The organism is Allocatelliglobosispora scoriae (genome assembly GCF_014204945.1).
GTDB classification, from domain to species: Bacteria; Actinomycetota; Actinomycetes; order Mycobacteriales; family Micromonosporaceae; genus Allocatelliglobosispora; species Allocatelliglobosispora scoriae.
In genome coordinates this window covers 1,328,704-1,348,968 of sequence record NZ_JACHMN010000002.1, presented here as the reverse complement: position 1 = coordinate 1,348,968, position 20,265 = coordinate 1,328,704, and the positions used below count along the sequence as shown (strand labels likewise).

19 protein-coding genes are annotated in these 20,265 nt (G+C 71.1%); 11 read left to right on the top strand and 8 right to left on the bottom strand.

The annotated features are described in order from the left end of the window. Positions 1–148 precede the first annotated feature (148 nt). From F4553_RS11790 to F4553_RS11780, 3 genes are all read left to right on the top strand, one after another. Entirely contained in the window at positions 149–2,149 is a 2,001-nt protein-coding gene (locus F4553_RS11790; RefSeq protein WP_184835378.1) for an ABC transporter ATP-binding protein, read from the top strand. Further along, positions 2,146–4,104 (top strand): ABC transporter ATP-binding protein, encoded by a 1,959-nt coding sequence (locus F4553_RS11785; RefSeq protein ID WP_184835376.1) that lies wholly within the window; start codon positions 2,146–2,148, stop codon positions 4,102–4,104. Before F4553_RS11790 ends, F4553_RS11785 begins: the two co-directional genes overlap by 4 nt. A gap of 349 nt (positions 4,105–4,453) precedes the next feature. Continuing rightward, positions 4,454–5,626, top strand: coding sequence for an MFS transporter (locus F4553_RS11780; RefSeq protein WP_184835373.1), 1,173 nt, complete (start codon positions 4,454–4,456; stop codon positions 5,624–5,626). Here the strand turns inward: F4553_RS11780 and F4553_RS11775 are convergent. Together F4553_RS11775 and F4553_RS11770 are read right to left on the bottom strand one after the other, a co-directional pair. Beyond that, complete coding sequence (locus F4553_RS11775) at positions 5,623–5,805, bottom strand: hypothetical protein (protein WP_184835372.1); 183 nt, start codon at positions 5,803–5,805, stop codon at positions 5,623–5,625. The two genes, F4553_RS11780 and F4553_RS11775, sit on opposite strands and share 4 nt — an antisense overlap. A 9-nt stretch (positions 5,806–5,814) precedes the next feature. After that, complete coding sequence (locus F4553_RS11770; RefSeq protein ID WP_184835370.1) at positions 5,815–6,678, bottom strand: EamA family transporter; 864 nt, start codon at positions 6,676–6,678, stop codon at positions 5,815–5,817. A 68-nt stretch (positions 6,679–6,746) separates the two neighbouring features. Between F4553_RS11770 and F4553_RS11765 the strand changes: the two genes are divergently transcribed. Continuing rightward, the gene (locus tag F4553_RS11765; protein WP_184835368.1) at positions 6,747–7,646 is read left to right on the top strand and encodes a LysR family transcriptional regulator; all 900 of its coding nucleotides are present in this window, start codon (positions 6,747–6,749) and stop codon (positions 7,644–7,646) included. Between the two features lie 137 nt (positions 7,647–7,783). On the opposite strand, the gene F4553_RS11760 is transcribed toward F4553_RS11765, so the two are convergent. Beyond that, the gene (locus F4553_RS11760; protein WP_184835366.1) at positions 7,784–8,383 is read right to left on the bottom strand and encodes a GNAT family N-acetyltransferase; all 600 of its coding nucleotides are present in this window, start codon (positions 8,381–8,383) and stop codon (positions 7,784–7,786) included. 68 nt (positions 8,384–8,451) lie between these two features. Here F4553_RS11760 and F4553_RS11755 point away from each other — a divergent pair, with 68 nt between their 5' ends. From F4553_RS11755 to F4553_RS11745, 3 genes are read left to right on the top strand one after another with little or no spacing between them, the layout of a single operon-like run. Next, positions 8,452–9,276 (top strand): HAD family hydrolase, encoded by an 825-nt coding sequence (locus F4553_RS11755; RefSeq protein ID WP_184835364.1) that lies wholly within the window; start codon positions 8,452–8,454, stop codon positions 9,274–9,276. Positions 9,277–9,316: 40 nt separating this feature from the next. Further along, positions 9,317–9,637, top strand: a complete 321-nt coding sequence (locus F4553_RS11750; RefSeq protein ID WP_184835362.1) for a DUF8820 family protein — start codon at positions 9,317–9,319, stop codon at positions 9,635–9,637. 11 nt (positions 9,638–9,648) lie between these two features. Further along, positions 9,649–10,773 carry a DUF6745 domain-containing protein gene (locus F4553_RS11745; RefSeq protein ID WP_221469863.1) on the top strand — a complete coding sequence of 375 codons (1,125 nt, stop codon included), beginning with the start codon at positions 9,649–9,651 and terminating at the stop codon, positions 10,771–10,773. Here the strand turns inward: F4553_RS11745 and F4553_RS11740 are convergent. Genes F4553_RS11740 through F4553_RS11720 form a run of 5 tightly spaced genes read right to left on the bottom strand, consistent with a single transcriptional unit; the run spans position 10,736 to position 15,916 of the window. After that, complete coding sequence (locus F4553_RS11740) at positions 10,736–11,641, bottom strand: STM4011 family radical SAM protein (RefSeq protein WP_221470106.1); 906 nt, start codon at positions 11,639–11,641, stop codon at positions 10,736–10,738. The two genes, F4553_RS11745 and F4553_RS11740, sit on opposite strands and share 38 nt — an antisense overlap. Positions 11,642–11,646: 5 nt before the next feature. After that, positions 11,647–12,966, bottom strand: coding sequence for an STM4012 family radical SAM protein (locus tag F4553_RS11735; protein ID WP_184835358.1), 1,320 nt, complete (start codon positions 12,964–12,966; stop codon positions 11,647–11,649). Position 12,967: 1 nt separating this feature from the next. Next, complete coding sequence (locus F4553_RS11730) at positions 12,968–13,750, bottom strand: STM4013/SEN3800 family hydrolase (protein ID WP_184835356.1); 783 nt, start codon at positions 13,748–13,750, stop codon at positions 12,968–12,970. Further along, on the bottom strand, positions 13,747–14,976 hold the full coding sequence (locus tag F4553_RS11725) for an STM4014 family protein (RefSeq protein WP_184835354.1): 1,230 nt from the start codon (positions 14,974–14,976) through the stop codon (positions 13,747–13,749). The genes F4553_RS11730 and F4553_RS11725 overlap by 4 nt, the downstream gene beginning before the upstream one ends. A gap of 13 nt (positions 14,977–14,989) precedes the next feature. After that, positions 14,990–15,916, bottom strand: a complete 927-nt coding sequence (locus F4553_RS11720; RefSeq protein ID WP_184835352.1) for an STM4015 family protein — start codon at positions 15,914–15,916, stop codon at positions 14,990–14,992. A gap of 176 nt (positions 15,917–16,092) precedes the next feature. Here F4553_RS11720 and F4553_RS11715 point away from each other — a divergent pair, with 176 nt between their 5' ends. From F4553_RS11715 to F4553_RS11700, 4 genes are all read left to right on the top strand, one after another. Beyond that, a complete protein-coding gene (locus F4553_RS11715) occupies positions 16,093–16,575 on the top strand; it encodes a cation:proton antiporter regulatory subunit (RefSeq protein WP_184835350.1) in 483 nt (160 codons plus the stop codon). Between the two features lie 14 nt (positions 16,576–16,589). Then, the gene (locus F4553_RS11710; RefSeq protein ID WP_184835348.1) at positions 16,590–17,822 is read left to right on the top strand and encodes a cation:proton antiporter; all 1,233 of its coding nucleotides are present in this window, start codon (positions 16,590–16,592) and stop codon (positions 17,820–17,822) included. 150 nt (positions 17,823–17,972) lie between these two features. Beyond that, positions 17,973–19,376: a hypothetical protein gene (locus tag F4553_RS11705; RefSeq protein WP_312875165.1), complete on the top strand. Its 1,404-nt coding sequence runs from the start codon at positions 17,973–17,975 to the stop codon at positions 19,374–19,376. 9 nt (positions 19,377–19,385) lie between these two features. Next, positions 19,386–20,258: an ABC transporter substrate-binding protein gene (locus F4553_RS11700; RefSeq protein WP_184835346.1), complete on the top strand. Its 873-nt coding sequence runs from the start codon at positions 19,386–19,388 to the stop codon at positions 20,256–20,258. Positions 20,259–20,265 lie beyond the last annotated feature (7 nt).

Here is a 20,265-nt window from a genome sequence, read left to right as displayed (position 1 = left end):
CCGCGCGGGCACTTCTGCGTGTCTGTTAACGGATCTCGGTGGATAGCTACGTCACTCTCGCGGGCTCTTCCCGGGCCGACCGAAGATGGGAATAATGCGTAGCCTAGCTAACGACTAGATTTTCCACCTCGTCTCGGTAAGGACGCCTGTGACCACGTCGCGCTACCGCACCCCCACCGCGGCGATCGATCCCGATGTCACCAAGTCCTGGCTGCGCCGGGCCCTGCCGCTGGTCAAGGCGCACCGATGGCTGCTGCTGACCTCCCTCGGGCTCTCGCTGATCGGCCTCATCGTGCAGGTGCAGATCCCCAACATGGTGCGCATCGGCATCGACGACGCGCTGGTGGCACGGACCGCGCCGCTGACGACATATGTCTGGTGGGTGGCGGGGCTCGCGATCGCCGGGGGCGTCATCAACTACCTGGCCCGGCGCTACCTGCTGCGCACGGCGTACGAGATCGAGTACGACATGCGCAACATCATCTTCTCGCACCTGGTCCGGATGCCGTTCGGCTTCTATGACCGGGTGCAGTCCGGCGAGCTGATGTCGCGCTCCAGCTCCGACATCCGCGCCGTCCAGATGTACCTCGCCTTCGGCCCGTCGATCCTGGTCCAGTGCACGATTGCGATCTTCGCCTTCATCCTGATGCTCTCGATCAACGTGCCGCTCGCGATCGTCGCGATGCTCGCCATGCCGGTCATCGCGATCCTCGGGGTCTCCATGCGCAAGGCGATCTTCCCGGTCTCCTGGCTGATCCAGTCCCGCCTCGCCGGTGTCGCCACGATCGTCGACGAGAACATCAACGGCGTCCGGATCGTCAAGGCCTTCGCGGGCGAGCAGCGGCAGCTCACGCTCCTGGCGAAGGCGGCGGACCGGGTGCGGTGGGCGTACCGGCGCGATGCGGTGATCCGCAGCCGCTGGTCGCCGACGCTGGACAGCCTGCCCCGCCTCGGCATGGCGCTGGTGCTGCTCTGCGGCGGCTGGATGGTGATCGAGGGGCACACCTCGGTCGGCGCGATCGTCGCCTTCAACTCCTACGTGCTGATGCTGCAGCCGCCCTTCCGGATGCTCGGCATGATGATCATGATGGGTCAGCGGGCCGCCGCCTCCGCACACCGCATCTACGAGGTGCTCGACACCTCCTCGGAGATCGTCGAGGCGGCCGACCCGGTCCGGGCCCGCATCCGCGGCGAGATCGTCTTCGACGGCGTCGAGTTCACCTACCCCAACGGCACCGAAGCGCTGCACGGCCTGGACCTGCGGGTCGAGCCGGGTGAGACGGTCGCCGTCGTCGGCGCCACCGGCTCCGGCAAGTCGACCGTGGCGAAGCTGCTCGCCCGCTTCTACGACGCCGACGCCGGCCGGATCACCATCGACGGCCGCGACGTGCGCGATTACGAGCTCGCCGGGCTGCGCGACCAGATCGGCATCGTCCCCGACGAGCCCTTCCTCTTCTCGGTCTCGATCCACGACAACATCGCCTACGGCCGGCCCGGGGCGGACGCCGCCGACGTGATCGCCGCGGCCATCGCCGCCGGGGCCGACGGCTTCATCCGAGAACTCCCCGACGGGTACGCCACCGTCGTCGGCGAGCGCGGCTACACGCTCTCCGGCGGCCAGCGCCAGCGCCTCGCCATCGCCAGAGCGCTGCTGGTCAACCCGCCGATCCTGGTCCTGGACGACGCGACGAGCGCGGTCGACGTGACCGTGGAGAAGCGGATCCACTCGGCGCTGTCGGCGCTGCTCACCGACCGCACCACGATCATCGTCGCGCACCGGCTGTCGACGATCGCGCTCGCCGACCGGGTGGTCCTCATCGACGGCGGCCGGGTGCTCGCGACCGGCACCCACGACGAACTGCTCGTGAGCGAGCCCCGCTACGGCGCGGTCCTCGCCTCGATCGACCCGGACGGGGCGGCCGACCTCGGCGTCACTCCGCCCGGCGTCCCGGCTGCCGGCGGCACCGGGGGCGGCGGTGCTGCGGGCGGCGGTTTCGCGGGCGGCGGCACCGCGGGCGGCGCCGAGATCGGCGCAACTCTTCAAGAGTTGGTGCCATCGGCTCAAGAGCTGGTGCCGTCGGCGCGGCCACCGGGCGGCCCGGCCGCCGCTGGATCCCGGCACCACGACACCGACGGAGTGACGGCATGAGCATGTTCGGTGGCGGATTCGGCGGCCCCGGCGCGGGTCCCGGCAGCGCACCCATGGGCGGCCTCGGCGGCATCGGCGTCAACCGAGGCGGCGGACGGCAGGTCGGAGCGGGCGAGGGACTGCCCTTCGCGGGCATCCCGGCCGAGCTGATGGCCGGGGTGGCGAAGCTCGAACGCAGCGAGCCCGACCACGCGGAACCCGCCGACACCTTCACCCACCAGCCACCGCGTACCGGCCCGCTCACCATGGTGTCGCTGATCCGCGGCCACGGCCGGACCTTCGCCGTCGCCGTGGCGCTCGTCATCGTCGAGACGCTGCTGCTGCAGGCCGGTCCGCTGCTCGTGCAGATCGGGATCGACCACGGCATCGTCCCCCGCGACTTCGACATCGTGCTGCTCGCCGCGGGGCTCTTCGCCGCCTCCGTCATCGCCGGGTGGGCCGCGTCCGGCGCCCGGATGCGCCAGACCGGCCGACTCGCCGCCGACACGATGCGCGACCTGCGCGTCCGGGTCTTCGCGCAGCTCCAGCGCCTCTCCATGGACTACTACACGCGGGAGAAGGCCGGGGTCATCATGACCCGGATGACCTCCGACGTCGAGGCGCTGCAGCAGCTCTTCCAGGAGGGGCTGGCGCAGTTCGCGGTCCAGGGGCTCACCATGGTCGTGGTCACCGTGGTGCTCTTCAGCTACAACGTGCAGCTCGCGTCGATCACCCTCTTCCTCGTGGTGCCGCTGCTGCTCGTGGCGTCGCTGTGGTTCCGCAAGGCGTCGGACGTGGGCTACCGCAGGCAGCGCGACACGATCGGTGCGATGTTCTCGGACCTGTCGGAGAACCTCTACGGCGTACGCGTCATCACCGCCCACAACCGCCAGGAGCGCAACACGGCCGCGCACCGCGCGGTGGTCGGCGCCTACCGCGACGCCAACGACTTCACCGGCCACATCAACGCGATCTACGGGCCCGGCACCTCCGTGATCGGCATGCTCGGCCTCGCCGCTCTGCTGCTCATCGGCGGCAACATGGTCCTCGACGGCGATCTGCGCATCGGCGAGCTGACCGCGTTCGTGCTCTACCTCAACGCGTTCTTCGCGCCGGTGCAGCAGCTCGTGCAGCTCTACACCAACTACCAGCAGGGCCGGGCCGCGGTGCTCAAGCTCCGCGAGCTGCTCGCGGCAGCGCCGACGGTCCCGGAAACCCCCCAGGCCCAACCCCTTCCGCGGGTACGCGGGGAGATCGTCTTCTCCGGCGTCACGTTCGGCTACGAGCCGGGCCGTCCCGTGCTCCGCGACGTCGAACTGCGCATCGCACCGGGGGAGACCCTCGCCGTGGTCGGACCCACCGGCGCGGGCAAGTCCACGCTCGCCAAGCTCGTCACCCGGCTGCACGACCCCGACTCGGGGCGGATCCTCATCGACGGCGTCGACCTGCGCAGCGTCACCCTCGCGTCGCTGCGCCGGCAGATCGGTGTCGTACCGCAGGAGCCCTTCATGTTCGTCGGCTCCCTGCGGGACAACATCGCCTTCGCCCGGCCGGAGGCGACCGACGACGAGATCTGGTCCGCCGTCGATGCCGTCGGCCTTCGTGAGCTGGTCGAGCGTACGCAGCTAGGCCTCGACGCACCCCTGCACGAGCGGGGGCAGTCGGTCTCGTCGGGGCAGCGGCAGCTCCTCGCGCTGGCCCGGGCCTTCCTGGCGCAGCCGCGGGTGGTGGTGCTCGACGAGGCGACCTCCAATCTGGACCTGCGGTCCGAGCTGCTCGTCGAGCGGGCACTGGACCGGCTGCTGGACGGGCGCACGGCGCTGCTCATCGCGCACCGGCTGTCGACGGCGATGCGGGCCGACCGGATCATCGTGGTCGACGCCTCGGGGATCCTGGAGTCCGGTTCCCACGCTGAACTGGTGGCGACGGGCGGCCACTACGCCGGCATGTACGCCACCTGGTCCGCCCGCACCTGAGCTCTGCCGCCGAGCTTGATCGCGTTGCTTCCCGGAAATAGGCCCTTCGTGTGCCCAAGATTCGCGCAGTTTCAGGGTTTTAGCGCGATCATGCGGGAGTGTGGGACGGCACTCCTGGCCAAGATCGCCGCAACTCTTCAAGAGTTGGTCCTAAGAGTGGAGGTGGGCAGGATTCGGGATGCTTCTCAGGCGCGCTAGGGTGGCGGGGTGATCTCGCTGGATGCCGCCTACGCGCAGTGGATCACTCCTGACCTGCCGCTCTACGGCAACGATCACGAACGCGGGGACTTCGCTCCCTGACCGGGCCGCTTCACCAGGACCCCGTCTGCGAGTTGATCTAGGAGTTGTCGTGTCCGGTGTGGGTGGCTTTCTGCGTACACCCCAGGTGGTCTGGGTTTTGGGTGGGAGCCTGATCGGGCGACTGCCGCTGGGGGCGGCGCCGCTGGTGCTGCTGCTCTTCGCGCGCGAGACGATGTCGATCGGGCTGGCAGGGCTGGTGGTGGGGGCCTACAGCGCGGGGACGGCGATCGGGCAGCCGCTGCTGTCGAGGCTGGCGGACCGGTGGCGGCAACCACCGGTGCTGTGGGCGGCCGTGGCGCTCTCCACCCTGGGGCTCATCGTCACGGCACTGCGGCCGGGGACGGCTGCGATGCTGGTCGCGGCAGTTCTGATCGGGGTGGGCGCGCCGCCGTTCGAGTCGTGCCTGCGGGTGCTGTGGAAGGACCTGGTGCCGCCGGAGCTGGTGCACGTGGCCTATACGGTCGATGTCACCGCGCAGGAGCTGATCTTCATCGTGGGGCCGGTGCTGGCGCTGGGCGCGATCGGCCTCGGTGGATCGGTGGGCGGGCTCGTCGCGATCGGCGTCGTGCAGCTCGTGGGAACGCTGATCTTCGCCACCGCGCCGGTCGTGAACCGGTGGCGGGGCGAGACGGTGCCGCGGCACTGGGCCGGGCCGCTGCGGTCGGCGGCGCTGCGGCTGCTGCTCGCCGCGACGCTGCTGGTGGGAGCGGGTGTCGGCAGCACGGTCGTGGCGGTGACGGGCTACGCGGAGGCGGCCGGGTCACGGTCGTGGGCGGGCTGGCTGCTCGCCGCGCAGGCGACGGGTGCGCTGATCGGCGGACTGCTCTTCGCCCGGCATCAACCCGCTGACCTGCGGCGGAGCCTGCCGGGGATCGTGGGATTGCTGGCGGTGAGCTACCTGCCGCTGCTCCTCGTGCCGGGGTTGCCGGTGATGGTGGTCCTCCTGGTGGTGAGCGGTGCGGGGCTGCCCGCGATGCTCACCGCGGTCTTCATCTCGGCCGACAAGGTCGCCCCGGCGGGGACGGCGGCGGAGTCGTTCGCCTGGGTGGCGACGGCGTTCGCGGTCGGCAGCGCTGCGGGGTCCGCTGTGGACGGTGCACTGCTCGACGCCAGCGGTTCGGTCGCGGTGGGGTTCCTGCCGGCACCGCTCGCGATCGGTGCCGCGAGCGCCCTGCTGCTGCGCCGGCGCCGGGGCGGCCGTCAGCGGTCCCGGGCGATCTAGTAGCGCCGCACCCCGGCCGTGCGGAGTGTCGCGGAGGCTTTCGAGGACGCCGCCGTTGCGTTCGATGGTGCGGGCGGCGGCGAGGTCGTCCGCCAGGCCGGTGACGAGGAGGCGGTCCGGGCCTCGACGAGCAGCATGCCTGGAGCCCGGCTCGCCGGGCCGCGGCGGCGTTCCGGCATGCGGCCACGTCAGTCGGACGAGGCGACCGCCGCGACGTTGGCGAGCACGATCAGACCCATCGCCACGACCTCGCTCCACCCGAGCACCTGGTGCAGCACGACGAGCCCGACCAGTGCCGCGATCACCGGGTTCATGCTCATCAGGATGCCGAACAGGTGCGGCGGCACCCGGCGCAGCGTGATGATGTCGGCGGCGTAGGGCACGATCGACGAGAGCACCCCGGTCGTGAGTGCGCAGCCGAGTGCGGCCGGCGTCGGCGGATGGGCGATCAGCACCCACACCCCGACGGGCAGGTAGAGCAGCGCGGAGAACCCGGCTGCGGCGGCCGTCCCCTGCAGCCCCGGCAGGCGGGCGCCGATCACCCGGTTGAGCAGGATGTAAGCGGCCCAGCAGGCGGCGGCGACGAGCCCGAGGGCGATGCCGAGGTAATCGGTGGTCGGCTGGGGCCGGGACAGGATCGCCACCCCGACGGCGGCGGCGAGTGCGTAGGCGAGCCCCGAGCGGCGCCGGGTCGTCGCGAGCGCGATCGCCATCGGGCCGAGGAACTCCAGCGTGACGGCGAGGCCGAGCCCGATCCGGTCGATCGCGGCGTAGAGCGTGAGGTTCATCGTGCCGAAGACGAGACCGAGGCAGAGCACCGGCCACCACTGCTGCCGGGTGAAGCTGCGCAGCGGCGGCCGCACGGTCGCCATCAGCACGCCCGCCGCGACGAACTGCCGGATGCTCACCACCCCGACCGGGCCGATGACGGGGAAGGCGAGGGCACCGGTCGCCGCGCCGACCTGGTTGGAGAGTCCGCTGGCGGCGAGCGCGGCGACACCGCCGGCGAGGCCGGTCGTGGGTGCGGCGGCGGGCGGCGCGATCGTGGTCATGGGCACAGCCTGCACCGCTCGCAGTGATTCGAGAAATGCATAGGCGGCGACATTCATACACTCTGGTCATGAATGTCGAGCTGCGCCACCTGCGCTGCCTGGTCGCCCTCGCGGACGCGGGCAGCTTCACCGATGCCGCCGCCGAGCTGGGCATCTCCCAGGCCGGGGTCTCCCGCACGGTCGCCGGGCTGGAGGCCGCGCTCGGCGTGCTGCTGGTTCGGCGTACCACCCGCGCGGTCTCGCTCACCACCGCCGGCACGCGGGTGCTCGGCCACGCGCGCCGCGTCCTGGCCGGGCTCGACCTGCTCGTCCAGGCCGCGCAGCTCGGCCTGGGCGAGATCCGCGTCGGGTACGCCTGGGCGGCGCTGGGCGAGCACACGGTCCCGTTGCAGCGCCGATGGGCGCAGCGCCACCCCGAGACGAAGCTCGTCCTGGTGCGCACCAACTCGCCGACGTCGGGGCTCGCCGAGGGCGCGTGCGATGTCGCGGTGCTGCGCGTACCGCCGGACGACCGCAGGTTCGCCTCCGCCGTGGTCGGTCTGGAACGGCGGTTCAGCGCGATCGCCACCGACGATCCATGGGCCCGCCGACGAGCGATCCGCCTGTCCGAACTGGCCGAACGGACAGTGGTGATCGACCGGCGTACGGGGAGCACGACCCTGTCCCTGTGGCCGGAGGACGCCCAGCCCCGCAAGGTCATGCACACCGGCGACATCGACGACTGGTTGGCGGTGATCGCGGCGGGGGAGGCGATCGGCGTGACGGCGGAGTCGACGGCGGCCCAGTACCCGAGGCCCGGCGTCCGCTACCGCCCGATCCCCGGCACCCCGCCGATCCCGGTGGTAGCCGCATGGTGGCGCGAGGATCCCCACCCCGCACTGAACGCCCTGGTGGAGCTGATGGCCGACCTATACCGCACCCCGCCAGACCATGCAGTCCAGCCTCCTAGGAAGCCCCAGCCGCTGTGACGCCCACCCCCGCCCTCACCCCCACCCCCGCCGCGCCCCCGTCCCGCCCTCATTCCGCGTTGATCAAGGGAAGACTCGCCGCGAATCGGACACCCCGGATGGCGAGTCTTCCCTTGATCAACGCGATTTTCTGGGGGTTACGGGGCGGGGCGCCACATCGGGTGGATGGTGGGGCCGTCGGGGAGGGTCAGCTGGGGGGAGCGGTGCTGGAAGCCGTGGCGGGCGTAGAGGCGGGCGTTGCGTTCGCAGCTCGCCTCCACGTAGGCGGGCAGGTCGGCGGATAGCTCGGCGAGACGGTGGCTGATCAGGGCCGCCCCGATGCCCTGGCCCTGCCGATCGGGGTCCACGGCGGCGAAGCCGAGGTAGTCGTGGGCGGCGTGGTGGGGGTGGTTGCCGCCCATCAGGTCGTCCAGAACGAGGAACCGGTCGGCGTGGTAGGGGTCGAGCGCCTCGCGGAACAGGTCCCGGAACGGCTCGGGGTCGTCGGGTTCGTGGGCGGGGTCGAAGGCGTACCAGAGGGTCACCCCGGCGAGGTCGTCGGTGGTGAGAGCCACGCCCTCCGCGATGGCGAGGTCCACGAAGATCCGAAAGAACGCCGGGTGCAGTTTTCGGCGCATGTCGGTCTCGGGGAAGACCCAGGTGGCGACGGGGTCGGCCATGAAGGCCTCACTCATCATGGTGGCCAGGTCGGCGGCGTCGGCCGGGGTGGCCCGCCGAACGAGCACAGATTCAGTCATGTGCACGTTTTACTTGATTTGTCGTGCTGCGGATAGGGGTGATCCACATTTCGGCTATCCTGCCGGGCATGATCAGCGTCATAGCGGTTGACCTTGACGGCACCCTGCTGCGGTCGGATTCGACGGTCTCCGCGCGTACCGTGGCGGTGTTGGCCCGGGCGACGGCGGCCGGAGCGCGCGTGGTGGTCGTCACCGCGCGGCCGCCGCGCTTCACCCGGATGCTCGCCGCCGAGGCGGGGATCAGCGGCGTCGCGGTCTGCTCCAACGGCGCGATCGTGGCGGACCTCGGCACCGACGCGATGGAGATCGTCGGCCCGCTGCCGCTCGAGACCGCCCGGCGCACCGCTGCCCTGCTCGTGTCGGCCCTTCCCGGCGTCACCTTCACCGTGGAGACCGGGCATCGGGCGCTGATCGGCCCCGGATACGGGCATGTCGCGACCCGGGACCGCGAGCGCTTCCCCGCCGAGACGCTCGACGAGCTCTGGGCCGCCGAATCCTGCGTGAAACTGCTGGCCTGGACGCCGGAGCCGGTGACCGACGCCGTGCTGGACCGGCTGCGCTCGCTGCTGGCGGAGGTGGACATCACCCACTCCGGCGGGAAAGGGCTGATCGAGATCAGCGCGGCAGGAGTCTCCAAGGTGGATGCTCTGGCCCGGCTCTGCGCCGGGTGGGGCGTGGGGCCGGAGCAGGTCATCGCCTTCGGTGACATGCCCAACGACCTGTCGGTGCTGCGCTGGGCCGGGACAGCGGTCGCCGTCGCCAACGCCCATCCGGCCGTGCTCGCGGCGGCGCACCGGATCACGGCGAGCAACGACGACGACGGTGTGGCGCTCACGCTGGAGGAACTCTTCGCCGACGCACCTCGACTGGGCAATGTCACACCCGGTCGCTAGGCTCCGTCAGCCACCTTCCCACAATCGACGGAGCTAACCGATGTACCGACAGGGCGACGTGCTTGTCATGCCGATGGATCGCGAGGATCTGCCATCCGGGCTGATGCAGGCACCGCGCGATCGGCGCAACCGCATGGTGCTGGCGCTCGGCGAGGCGACCGGGCACGCCCACGTCATCACGGGTGAGCGGGTCTCCATGCTCTGCCCGCCCGACGACCCGGGGCAGCTCTTCCTGCTGATCGAGGGCTATGGCCGGCTCGGTCACGAGGAGCACGGGCCGATCGCGCTCGGCCCCGGCGCCTATCGCGTGATCCGCCAGCGGGAATACTTCCCCGGCGCGATCCGCCCGGTCGCGGACTGAGGGGTGTGACGATGACCACCGAGACGGTGCAGACCCCCGACACGACGCTCGCCGCCCGCGCCGATGAGTGGCTCGACACCGGGTTGACCTGCGTGCCCGCCGACCGGGCCGCCGCCGAGGCCGGTGTCCGCCGCGCCTACGCCGATGCCGGGCTGACGCCGCCGGAGCAGATCCTCTGGTTCGGCTCCCCGGCGGCTGCGGCCGTGGCGATCGCGATGCTGCGCACCGGCGAGACGGGCGGCGCGGAGCAGTCCGGCGTCCGCGACCTGCTCTTCGCCCAGAGCGCCTTCCCCGGCCAGACGGTGCTCGGCGGTTCGGTGCGGCCCAAGGTTCGCACCGGTCCCTGGGCCCGGGCCCGGGCGGAGCTGGTGGCGCAGCTCGGCGGCGTCGGGTTCGCCCGGCACTGGGCGGCTTCGTCCCGGCGGCCCTGGCAGCAGCTCGTCGAGCAGATCGTGACTCCGTTGCGCACCAGGCTGGACGCGCAGTTCGCCGCCGACAGCGGTCCGCTCGGTGCGGCGAGCCGGGAGGCGATGCTGGACCCGATCTTCGGCCAGCACGACGCCGCCTGGCTCGGCGCCTTCGACGAGGGCACGGCCGAGCTCGCCGGTCTCGCCGCGGTCGCCCGTTCGGCGGGCTGGTGGTGGGCGTTCGAGCACCTGGCGATCATCACCGAGCGCCCCCGCGAGGTGCACCGCGACAACCTGGGCCGGCTGCACCACGGCGACGGCGCGGCACTGTCCTATCCCGACGGATTCGGCCTGCACGCCTGGCGGGGCATGCCGATCCCGGCCGAGGTCGCCGACGAGCTGGGCTCGCTGACGGTCGAGCGGATCCGGGCCGAGGACAACGCGGAGATCCGCCGCGTGATGCTGGAGCACTTCGGCTTCGACCGCTACCTGCGCGACTCGGGTGCCGCCCGGACGCAGAGCGACGAGTGCGGCGTCCTGTGGCGGGTGGAGCTGCCGGGCGACGAGCCGCTGGTGATGGTCGAGGTGATCAACTCGACGGCCGAGCCGGACGGCACGTTCCGCACCTACTTCCTGCGGGTGCCGCCGACGATCCGCACCGCTCGGGCCGGGGTCGCGTGGACGTTCGACCTCACCGAAGCGGAATACTCTCCGCTGCAGCAGACCTGACCGCCGCCGTCGGGGCGCCCCAGGTGGGTGCCCCGACGGCCGGGATGCGCTCCGCGACACCGCCCGCGAAGATCTGGTGCAGGCCGAGCCGTTTGAGGTGCACGTAGCCGATGTGGCAGTCGCACACGGACGCGGTGCAGCCGCGCGGTCGCAGTGCCGCGCGGTAGGACCCGTCATAGAGGTTGCCGAGCGGCTCGGGCAGGAAGTGGCAGCGCCGCACCGTGCCGTCGCCGATCACCGAGAGCGAGGTCTCACCGGCCCCGCACTCGTCACCGAGCGAGCTGTGCGGTCTCGCGCTGAAGCCGAAGAGCGGATCGATCAGCGTCCAGCGGGCCTCGTCGTCGGCGCCATACGTGTGCCCGTCCGCCGCGTTGATCCACAGGTAGGTCTCCGCAGGCAGTGCGGCGCGTAGCGCGACCGCCTCGGCGTGGTGCTCCGGCAGTCCCACCATGCCGACGGAGTGCCGGATGCCGTGCCCGCGCAGCGTCGCGCACGCCGCCAGGAATCGCTCCCGGGTCACCTGGCCGGGGTGATAGGTGCACCAGAGCGCCAGCGAGCCCGGATCGGCGTCGGCGACCCAGCCGAGCCGCCCGGCGAGGTTGGTCTGGATGGCGACCCGCTCCACCTGCGGCAGGTGTGACAGCGTCGTGAGGGCCTCGCGGTACCAGGAGCGGGTCAGGCCCTCGCCCCACGGGGTGAACAGGATCGACAGGGTGTCGCCGTGCGGGTTGGCGGCCACCCAGTCGGTGAAGCGGGCCAGGTCCGCCCGGTCCGTGCGGAGCTGATCGGGGGAGTCGCGGCGCTTCGCGAAGGGGCAGTAGGGGCAGTCGTAGTTGCAGCTCGCCAGCGGTCCCCGGTAGAGCAGCATCAGCCTCACCGCAGCACCGCCCCCGCCATCGCGTCCCGGACCCGGTCGGAGACCGTCCACGGGCCGATCGAGTCGCTGTGGGCCAGGCCCTCGTCGGTCAGGGTGACGCGGTCGTCGGAGACCGCCGCCCATCCGCGTTCGGTCAGCTTCGCGAGGTGCGGGAAGTCGGCCAGGAGCCCGGTGCCGAACCGGGCCGCATAAGCCCTGACGTCCGCGCCCTCGGCCCGCAGGAGCGACTTCACCAGCCAGCGCAGCCGCTGCTCGTCGGCGTCGAGACGGAACCCGAACTCGGCGAAGCCGAAGTCGGCGGGCGGGCGGCGCAGGTAGTCGTCGATGATGGCGCGGACCTCGCCGACGCTCACGGCGTAGTCGAACGAGTAGTGCAGATCGGTCGTGTAGGAGCGGGCGCCGCAGCCCAACCCCACCATGCCGTCGTCCTGGCAGCAGTAGTCCGCGTCGCCCACCGCGTCCAGCGCCGTCTCGTGGCGGAACTGGCGCATCGACAACTGCCGGTAACCGGCCTCGCGCAGCAGGTCCCGGCCATGGCGGTAGCGGTCGAGGCGCTCGGCGTCCCAGGCCGGATCGGGACCGTCGGGAGCGCGCCGGCCGAGGCCGGTCAGCGGGCGGACGTAGAGCGGGTAGAGGTAGATCTCCTCCGGTCGCCAGGTCAGCGCCGTGCGCAGCGACTGCTCCCACGTCGCCGCCGTCTGACCCGGGATGCCGTAGATCAGGTCCACGTTGAGCAGCGGGACCTCCGCCGCGCGGATCGCGTCGAGCGCCGCGTCGACCTCGGCCCGCCGCTGGGGGCGCCCCGCCGCATGGGCCTCGCTGTCGAGGAAGCTCTGGACGCCGATGCTGACCCGGTGGGTGCCGTTGGCGGCGAGGACGGCGAGGCGGTCCGGGGTCGCCGTGGCGGGCGACGTCTCGACCGAGAGCAGGGCACGTCTGGGGTCCAGGCCCAGCACGTCACGGGTGATGGAGAAGAGCTCCGTCAGCTCGTCGGCGGTGAGGTAGGTCGGCGTACCCCCGCCGATTGCCGCCCGCGCGAAGCCGGCGGGGCCCAGCGCTGCCGCGACCTCGACGGCCTGGTGGCGGAGTTGCCGCAGGTAGGCGGCTGCCTGCTCGGCGGGCGGGTTGGCCCGGGTGAAGAGGTTGCAGAACCCGCAGCGCATCTCGCAGAAGGGGATGTGCAGGTAGAGGAAGAGCGCGTCTCGGGGCTCGGCCGCCCACACGTCCCGCAGCGCGGGTCGCGGGCGCAGCGGCCGGTACGCCGACTTGTGCGGGTAGGCGTAGAGGTAGCCCTGGTAAGGGGAACCGTCGAGCACGTCACCACTCTCCCGGATGCAGCGTGAAGTGGGCGTAGGGGACGGTCCAGACCACGTCGTGCCCGACCCGGTGGCCGTGGAGGCCGTCCTCGCCGTAAGCGGTGCCGTGGTCGGCGCAGATGATGACGAAGCAGGGGCGGCCGCGGGCGGAGAGCAGCCGGAAGAGGCGCTCGATCCGGGTGTCCACATAGGCCAGCGCGGCGGCGTGGCTCTCGAGGGAGTCCTCGGTGGCGCCGGGGAGGTAGTGGCGGTTGGGCTGGTGCAGGGCGGAGACGTTGAGGAAGGTGAAGAGCGGTCGCCCCGCAGCCAGCCGCGCGGTCGACGCTTCCAGCTGGTCCAGTTGGTGGCGGAGCGAGTCCGGTTCGGTGACGCCGAAGCTCTCCTGCCAGTGGGATTCGGCGAAGAGGCCGGGCAGGACGCTGCCCAGGGCTGACCGCTTGTTGAAGAAGCCCACGCCGCCGATGCAGAGGGTGTGGTAGCCGGTTTCGCTCAGCGCGGTGACCACGTCGGGGGCGTCGAAGGTCCAGGTGTCGTCCGTGGTGGTGGTGCTGCCGGGGAAGTGGGCTGCGAAGAGCCTGGGGGTGGCGGGGGTGGGGAGGAAGCCGGCGAAGAACGCGTGGTGGGCGGCGTAGGTGAAGCTGGCCGGGGTGTGTCTCTTTTCCCAGGTCGCGGCCTTGCTGAGGTTGGGTGTTCGTCCTTGTGCTGCTTGTTGTGTGGCTGTGTCGTATCGGAGGGTGTCCAGGGTGATGAATGCCAGGTCGTGGGAGGGGATCAGGCTTTTCATGGTGTCGCTGTGGGGGTTTCGGGGCGGGGATCGACCCACTCTGGGCGGTCAGGCTTGATCCCGTCGTGGGTCGATCCCCGCCCCGAAACCTGACCGGGTCCGGGTGGCGGGGGGTCTACCGTCGGTTGGTTGCTGCTTGACGGTGGGACGTGGTTCGTCGGGCTATTCAATATTGTGGCTATCTGGGCCGCGTAGGTGTCCTGGCCGTTGGTGGTGACGCCAGGGAGGAGATCACCGAAGGCGTTGACCTCGGCTATTGCTTGGGACTGCCAGGTGGGGCTGAACATCAGGTCTATCGCCACGTGAGGGCTGCCGGGGAATAGGACTGCCGTCTTTTCGCAGGTTTCCATGGCTTTTTCGTAGGCGCTTCCGGCTGCCTGTTTGAGGGTTTGCAGGTCGCCTCGGGTGTTGCCCAGGTGGAGGTTGGTGATGGGGGTGTGGCTGGAGCGGACCACCGCATGGGTGGGAGTGCCGCCGATGACCACGACCCGCAGGTCCACGACCTTGCCGTTGAGGTCGGCCTTGGGGAACCAGCGTTCGACGTGGAGGCCGTCGGGGGCGAGGCGGTCGATGATGGCGGCGACGGTCTGCTCGTCGCGGTAGGTGCGGACCCGCAGGGAGTTGAAGACTCTGCCGTCGGCGAGTTCGGTGGAGGTGGTGGCCATGATGCGGCCGTTGCTCGCCTGCTGGAGGGCGATGACTCCGGAGGCCGACGAAGAGTGCCGTGGCTTGACGAAGACTCTGGCCCAACCCTGATCTCGCAACCGCGCACGCAGGGTCGGCCAGTCTCCGGGGCTGTCTGGGAGGGCAGGGGGGACCGGGATTCCCGCTTCGCTCAGGTGGGCGTGGGTGCAGGACTTGTCGAACATGATGAGGATCTCGGCGGGGTCGTGCAGGAGGTGGGCGCCGGCGTCGGCGGCCGCCTTGTCGATTCTGGTGAGGGCCTGGGCGAAGCCCTCGAACCAGGCCCTCGTGCCGGTGATCTCGCCGTGCTCCGCCTGGTCCTTGGCGTGGCGGAGGAGGCGGTCGACCTCGGGGTCCTCGCCGGGGGAGTCGATTCTGACCAGGGTGCCGGGGCGGAAGGCGATGGCCTCGCCCGCGGCGACGCCTCGCCAGGCGATGACCTCGGGGGCGGGGAGGCCCGCCGCCGCGGCCGCCCTCGTGAAGAGGGCGACACGCCGGTTGTCGGGGTTGCCGACGATGGTCAGGTGCGTGTCGTTGGACATCGGGGGCGGCGGCTCACTCGGCGACGGCGACATAGCGCTCGTCGACGTCCTCCGGGTCGCCGGCGTCGGAGAGGTCGACGGCGACGCCCGCCTCGCCGAGCTCGGCGTTGAGGCGGTCCATGACCGGCTCGCTGATGTAGTGGTGGTGCAGGTCGAGCTTGAGCAGGTGGATCAGGGGCTGCCCGGCGAGCAGGGCACTGGCACCCACGTCGGAGAGGATGCCCAGCGACAGGTCGAGCTCGGTGAGGCGGGCGACGATGGGCGCTCCGGCGAGGGCGGCGGCGACCAGGTCGGCGATCTCCGCGTCGCGCAGGCCCAGATAGGTCAGCGAGGGCAGGCGGGAGCCGATGAGGATATGCGTCAGGTCGTCGACCGTCGCGTCACCGCCGTAGTTGTCCGTGCCGAGCCACAGCTCCAGGTGCTGGAGCGCGGGCAGGTCGCACTCGCCGACGGCGCGGACGATCTCGGCGGGCAGGCCGCCGGCCTCAAAGGTCAGCTTGCGCAGGCCGGTGTGGCGCAGCGGCTTGAGCTGCAGGTCCTCCGTGCCCCGGACGGTGAGCACCTCCAGCTTCGGGAAGGCCTCGAGCACCGGCGTGATGTCGCCCTGCTGGATCCAGGAGATCTCGCACTCCTCGAAGGTGATCTCGCCGATGAAGAGCGCGGTCAGTGCGGGCAGCTTGGCCGCGGCCTCGATGACCAGCTCCAGCGGCGGCGCGCTGTCATAGGTGCTGCCCCACGATCCGAGGATCAGCGCGGTGATCCGGTCCGCCCACGGCTCGGCGACGAGGGCCGCGAGGCGGGCACGGAAGACATCGCCGCCGTCATAGTCCGGGTCCTCGATCCGCCAGGCGACCGCGGCGGGGTCGTCCGCCCGGGCGCCGTCGACATACTCCAGCACCGGCAGGCCGGCGAAGGTGGTGATGTGGCTGTTAATCGTCATCGAGGCCTCCGCAGTCGGGCAATCGCAGGGACGATAGCAGCCCCGACCGACATCCCCGGCGAGACGCGCGCGAGCTGTCGTCCACTGTGGACACCACGGCGTGATGGATCAAGAGCGGGTAAGCTGTCCGGACGCGGATCGGGGCCACCGGTCCGCCGGAGGCGAGGAGCACTGCTGTGGATGTCGAACGTACCGCTTTGCCCGGTATCGGCCTTCGGCACGAGTTCCGCACCTCGCGGGGCCAGCACGCAGCCGTCGTCTCGCACGTCTCCGGGCGCCGTGACCTCGTCATCTATCGGCCCGACGATCCCGACACCGCGATCGCGGCGCTCTCCCTCACCACCGACGAGGCCAACGGCGTCGCCGAGCTGCTCGGCACGGCGCGGATCGTCGAGCGCCTCGCCGACCTCCAGCGCCAGGTCGTGGGCTTGAAGACCACCCAGGTCCCGATCATCGCCGGCTCGCCCTACGACGGGCGCACGCTGGGTGACACCCGCTCGCGTACGCGTACCGGCACCTCCATCGTCGCGGTCATCCGTGCGGGGGAGATCGTGGCGAGCCCGCGCCCGGACTACGTCTTCCACCCCGGCGACCTCGTCGTGGCGGTCGGCACCGAAGAGGGCACCGCCGCCGTCGCCGACATCTTCGCGCACGGCTGAGCGGGGAGTCGCAGATGCACGGTGCCATCGCCCTGATCGAAATCGGCGCGGTGATCCTCAGCCTCGGGTTGCTGGGCGCCTTCTCCGTCCGGATCGGCATCTCCCCGATCCCGCTCTACCTGCTCGCCGGGCTCGCGTTCGGCCAGGGCGGTCTGCTGCCGCTCGCCACGAGTACCGAGTTCACCGCCGTCGGTGCCGAGATCGGCGTGATCCTGCTCCTGTTCACGCTGGGCCTGGAGTACACGGCTCCGGAGCTCGTGAGCACGCTGCGGCACAACGCCCCGGCCGGCCTCGTCGACCTGGTGCTCAACTCCGCACCCGGAGTCGCCGTGGCGCTGCTGCTGGGCTGGGGTCCGGTCGCGGCGGTGGCGATGGGCGGCATCACGTACGTCACCTCCTCCGGCATCACCGCCAAGGTCCTCGCCGACCTGGACTGGCTCGGCAACCGCGAGGTGCCGGTCGTGCTCTCGCTGCTGGTCTTCGAGGACCTCACGATGGCGATGTACCTGCCGATCCTCACCGCGCTGCTCGCCGGTGCGGGGCTCGTCGCGGGCGCCACGACGCTCGCCATCGCGGCGGGCACGATCACGGTGATCCTGGTGGTGGCCCTGCGTTACGGCCACTGGGTCGAGCGTTTCGTCGCGTCGCCGAGCCAGGAGGTGCTGCTGCTCAAGGTGCTGGGCCTCACCGTCCTCGTCGCCGGTGTCGCGCAGCAGCTCCAGGTCTCGGCCGCGGTCGGCGCGTTCCTCGTCGGCATCGCCCTGTCCGGTCCGCTCGCACACACGGCGCGGGAACTGCTCACCCCCCTGCGGGACCTCTTCGCGGCGGTCTTCTTCGTCTTCTTCGGCCTGCAGACCGATCCGTCCGCGTTGCCGCCGGTGGCCGGGATCGCGCTGCTCCTGGCACTGGCGGGCGTGCTGACGAAGCTGGGCACCGGATGGTGGGCGGCACGCCGGGCCGGGATCGGCCCGCAGGGCCGCCTGCGAGCCGGGGTGGCGCTGCTGCCGCGCGGCGAGTTCAACATCGTCATCGCGGGACTCGCGGTCGCGGCCGGCATCGAACCGCAACTCGGTCCGCTCGCCGCGGCCTATGTGCTGATCCTCGCCGTCGCCGGTCCGCTCATCGCCCGCGGCGTCGAGCCGCTGATGCGCCGCCGGGCGGCTCGACGCGACCCGCTCCCGCCACCGGTCGTCCCCGGCCAGCACGACCCCGACGACGACCTCACCGGTTCGGTCCAACCGGCCTGACGGCTGTAGATCGCCGCAACTCTTCAAGAGTTGTCGCCAAGGCCTGGCGGCCTGAGGCGACAACTCTTGAAGAGTTGCGGCTGAGACGGAATCTCAGCGTCATACGGCGGCCATAGGCTCCGGAGGACTGTCGCAGAGAGGAACCCGTCAGTGTCGCCAGGTTTGTCACTCACCGAGCAGTACATCAACGAGATCAGATCCCGCGGGCTCACCGCGTCCGACCTCCTGCCCCCGGACCGGTTGCCCGCCATCGTCGAGTCGTTCTACGGCCAGCGCGCCCTGGCCCGGCCGGTCTTCTTCGCCGAGGCGGAGCACGCCCGGCTGGTCCGGGATCTGTCCACCATGCACGCCGCCCTGACCAGCCTGCCCGACCTGCTCTTCGGCGGTGATCTCGGCGCCTTCGCCACCGCCGTGGGCCTCACCGAGCGGCAGGTCGGCTTCGTCGTGCGCACCCAGTCCGGCGCGCCGGTGACCCGCTTCGCCCGCGCCGACATGTATGCCGACGCGACCGGCTTCAAGCTGCTGGAGTACAACGTGGGCAGCACGATCGGCATGATCGAGGCGGGCCTGCTCAACGACGCGCTGCTGGCGCACCCGGTGCTCGCCGGGTTCGCGGCCGAGCACCGGCTGGGCTCCGTCGACATGGTGGCCGAGTGCCTGGCGAGCATGCGGCAGGAGTGCGGGCTGGCGCCCGATTCCCAGCCGGTGATCGCGATGTGCGACTGGCCGGACCAGTTCCCCGTCAACGAGGCGCCACTGCGGCTCTGCACCGACATGCACCGCGACAGCTACGGCCTGACCAGCATCCCGACCCACCTCGGCCGACTCGAATACCGCGACGGCGGTGTCTGGGACGAGGGGCACCGGATCGACGTGGTCTACCGGATGTTCATGCTCCAGCAGGCGACCGGTCCCGAGGCCAACGAGCTGATCGATCCGCTGCTCGCCGCAGCCGAGCGCGGCGAGGTGGAGATCTTCACTCCGCTGGGCTGCCAGGTCTTCGGCTCCAAGGCGGCACTGGCGATGCTCTCCGACGAGGCGCACCGCCACCGCTTCGACGCGGAGACCCTCGCAGCCCTGGACCGGATCCTGCCGTGGACCCGGGTGTGCCGCCCGGGCACGGTGACGCTGGAGTCCGGCGAGCGGGTCGAGCTGCTCGACCACGCGCTCGCGCAGCGGGCGGAGCTGATCCTCAAGCCGGCCCTGCTGCACAGCGGCAGCGGGGTGCTGCCCGGCTGGGAGGCCGACCCGGCGGACTGGGCGCAGCGGGTCGAGGCGGCGATGGACGGCGGGTGGATCCTGCAGCGGCGGGTGCGCCCGGTGCCGCAACTGGTGCCCGCGCCGGACGGCGAGCTCACCGACTACACGATCAACCTCGGCGTCTTCTCGATGCCGTCGGGGCCCGATGGCTATGGCGGGATGGCGCTGCGGGTGGCCCCGGTCACGGCCAACATCACCGTCCTGAGCATCAATGCGGACAAGTCGGTGCTCCTGGGGTGTGCGATGCATCAGCTCCCGGACACGCCCGTAATTCCTACCGCATCACTAGGTTAAGGTGCTGGGATGCGTACCCCACCTCTTCGCTCCGCAGTGCTAGCCGCCGCCGTGCTCGCGGCGGCGGCGCTGGCCGCATGCGCGCCGCAGGACGAGCCGACCGTCGCCGCCACCTCGGCGGCGCCCTCGGCCTGCACCCCCGACAAGCTCGCCACCCTCGCCGCGGGCAAGCTCACCATCGGCACCGACGACCCGGTCTACCCGCCGTGGTTCGCCGACAACAAGCCCGAGAGCGGGCAGGGCTTCGAGTCGGCGGTCGCCTACGCGATCGCCGCCAAGCTCGGCTACGCCAAGGACCAGGTCGTCTGGACCCGGGTCACCTTCAACAACGCGATCGCGCCGGGGAAGAAGACCTACGACTTCGACGTCAACGAGTTCTCGATCACCGAGGACCGCAAGAAGGCCGTCGATTTCTCCTCGCCCTACTACGACGTGACGCAGACGGTGATCACCGTCAAGGGTTCCAAGATCGCCGGGGCGAAGTCGCTCGCCGACCTCAAGGGCGCCAAGCTCGGCGCGCAGGTCGGCACGACGAGCTACCGGGCGATCACCGAGGTGATCAAGCCGACCGCGCAGCCCGCCGTCTTCAACAACAACGACGACGCCAAGAAGCAGCTGCAGAACGGCACCGTCGACGGGATCGTCGTCGACCTGCCGACCGCCTTCTACATCACCTCGGCGGAGCTCGACAACGGCATCATCGTCGGCCAGGTGGCGCAGCCCGCGGGCACTCCGGAGCAGTTCGGCCTGGTGCTGGACAAGGGTTCGGCGCTGACCGGCTGCGTGAGCCAGGCCGTCGACGCGCTGCGCGCCGACGGCACCCTCGCCGCCATCGAGAAGCAGTGGCTCGCCGGTGTCGCCGGTGCGCCCACGCTGAGCTGACGGAGCA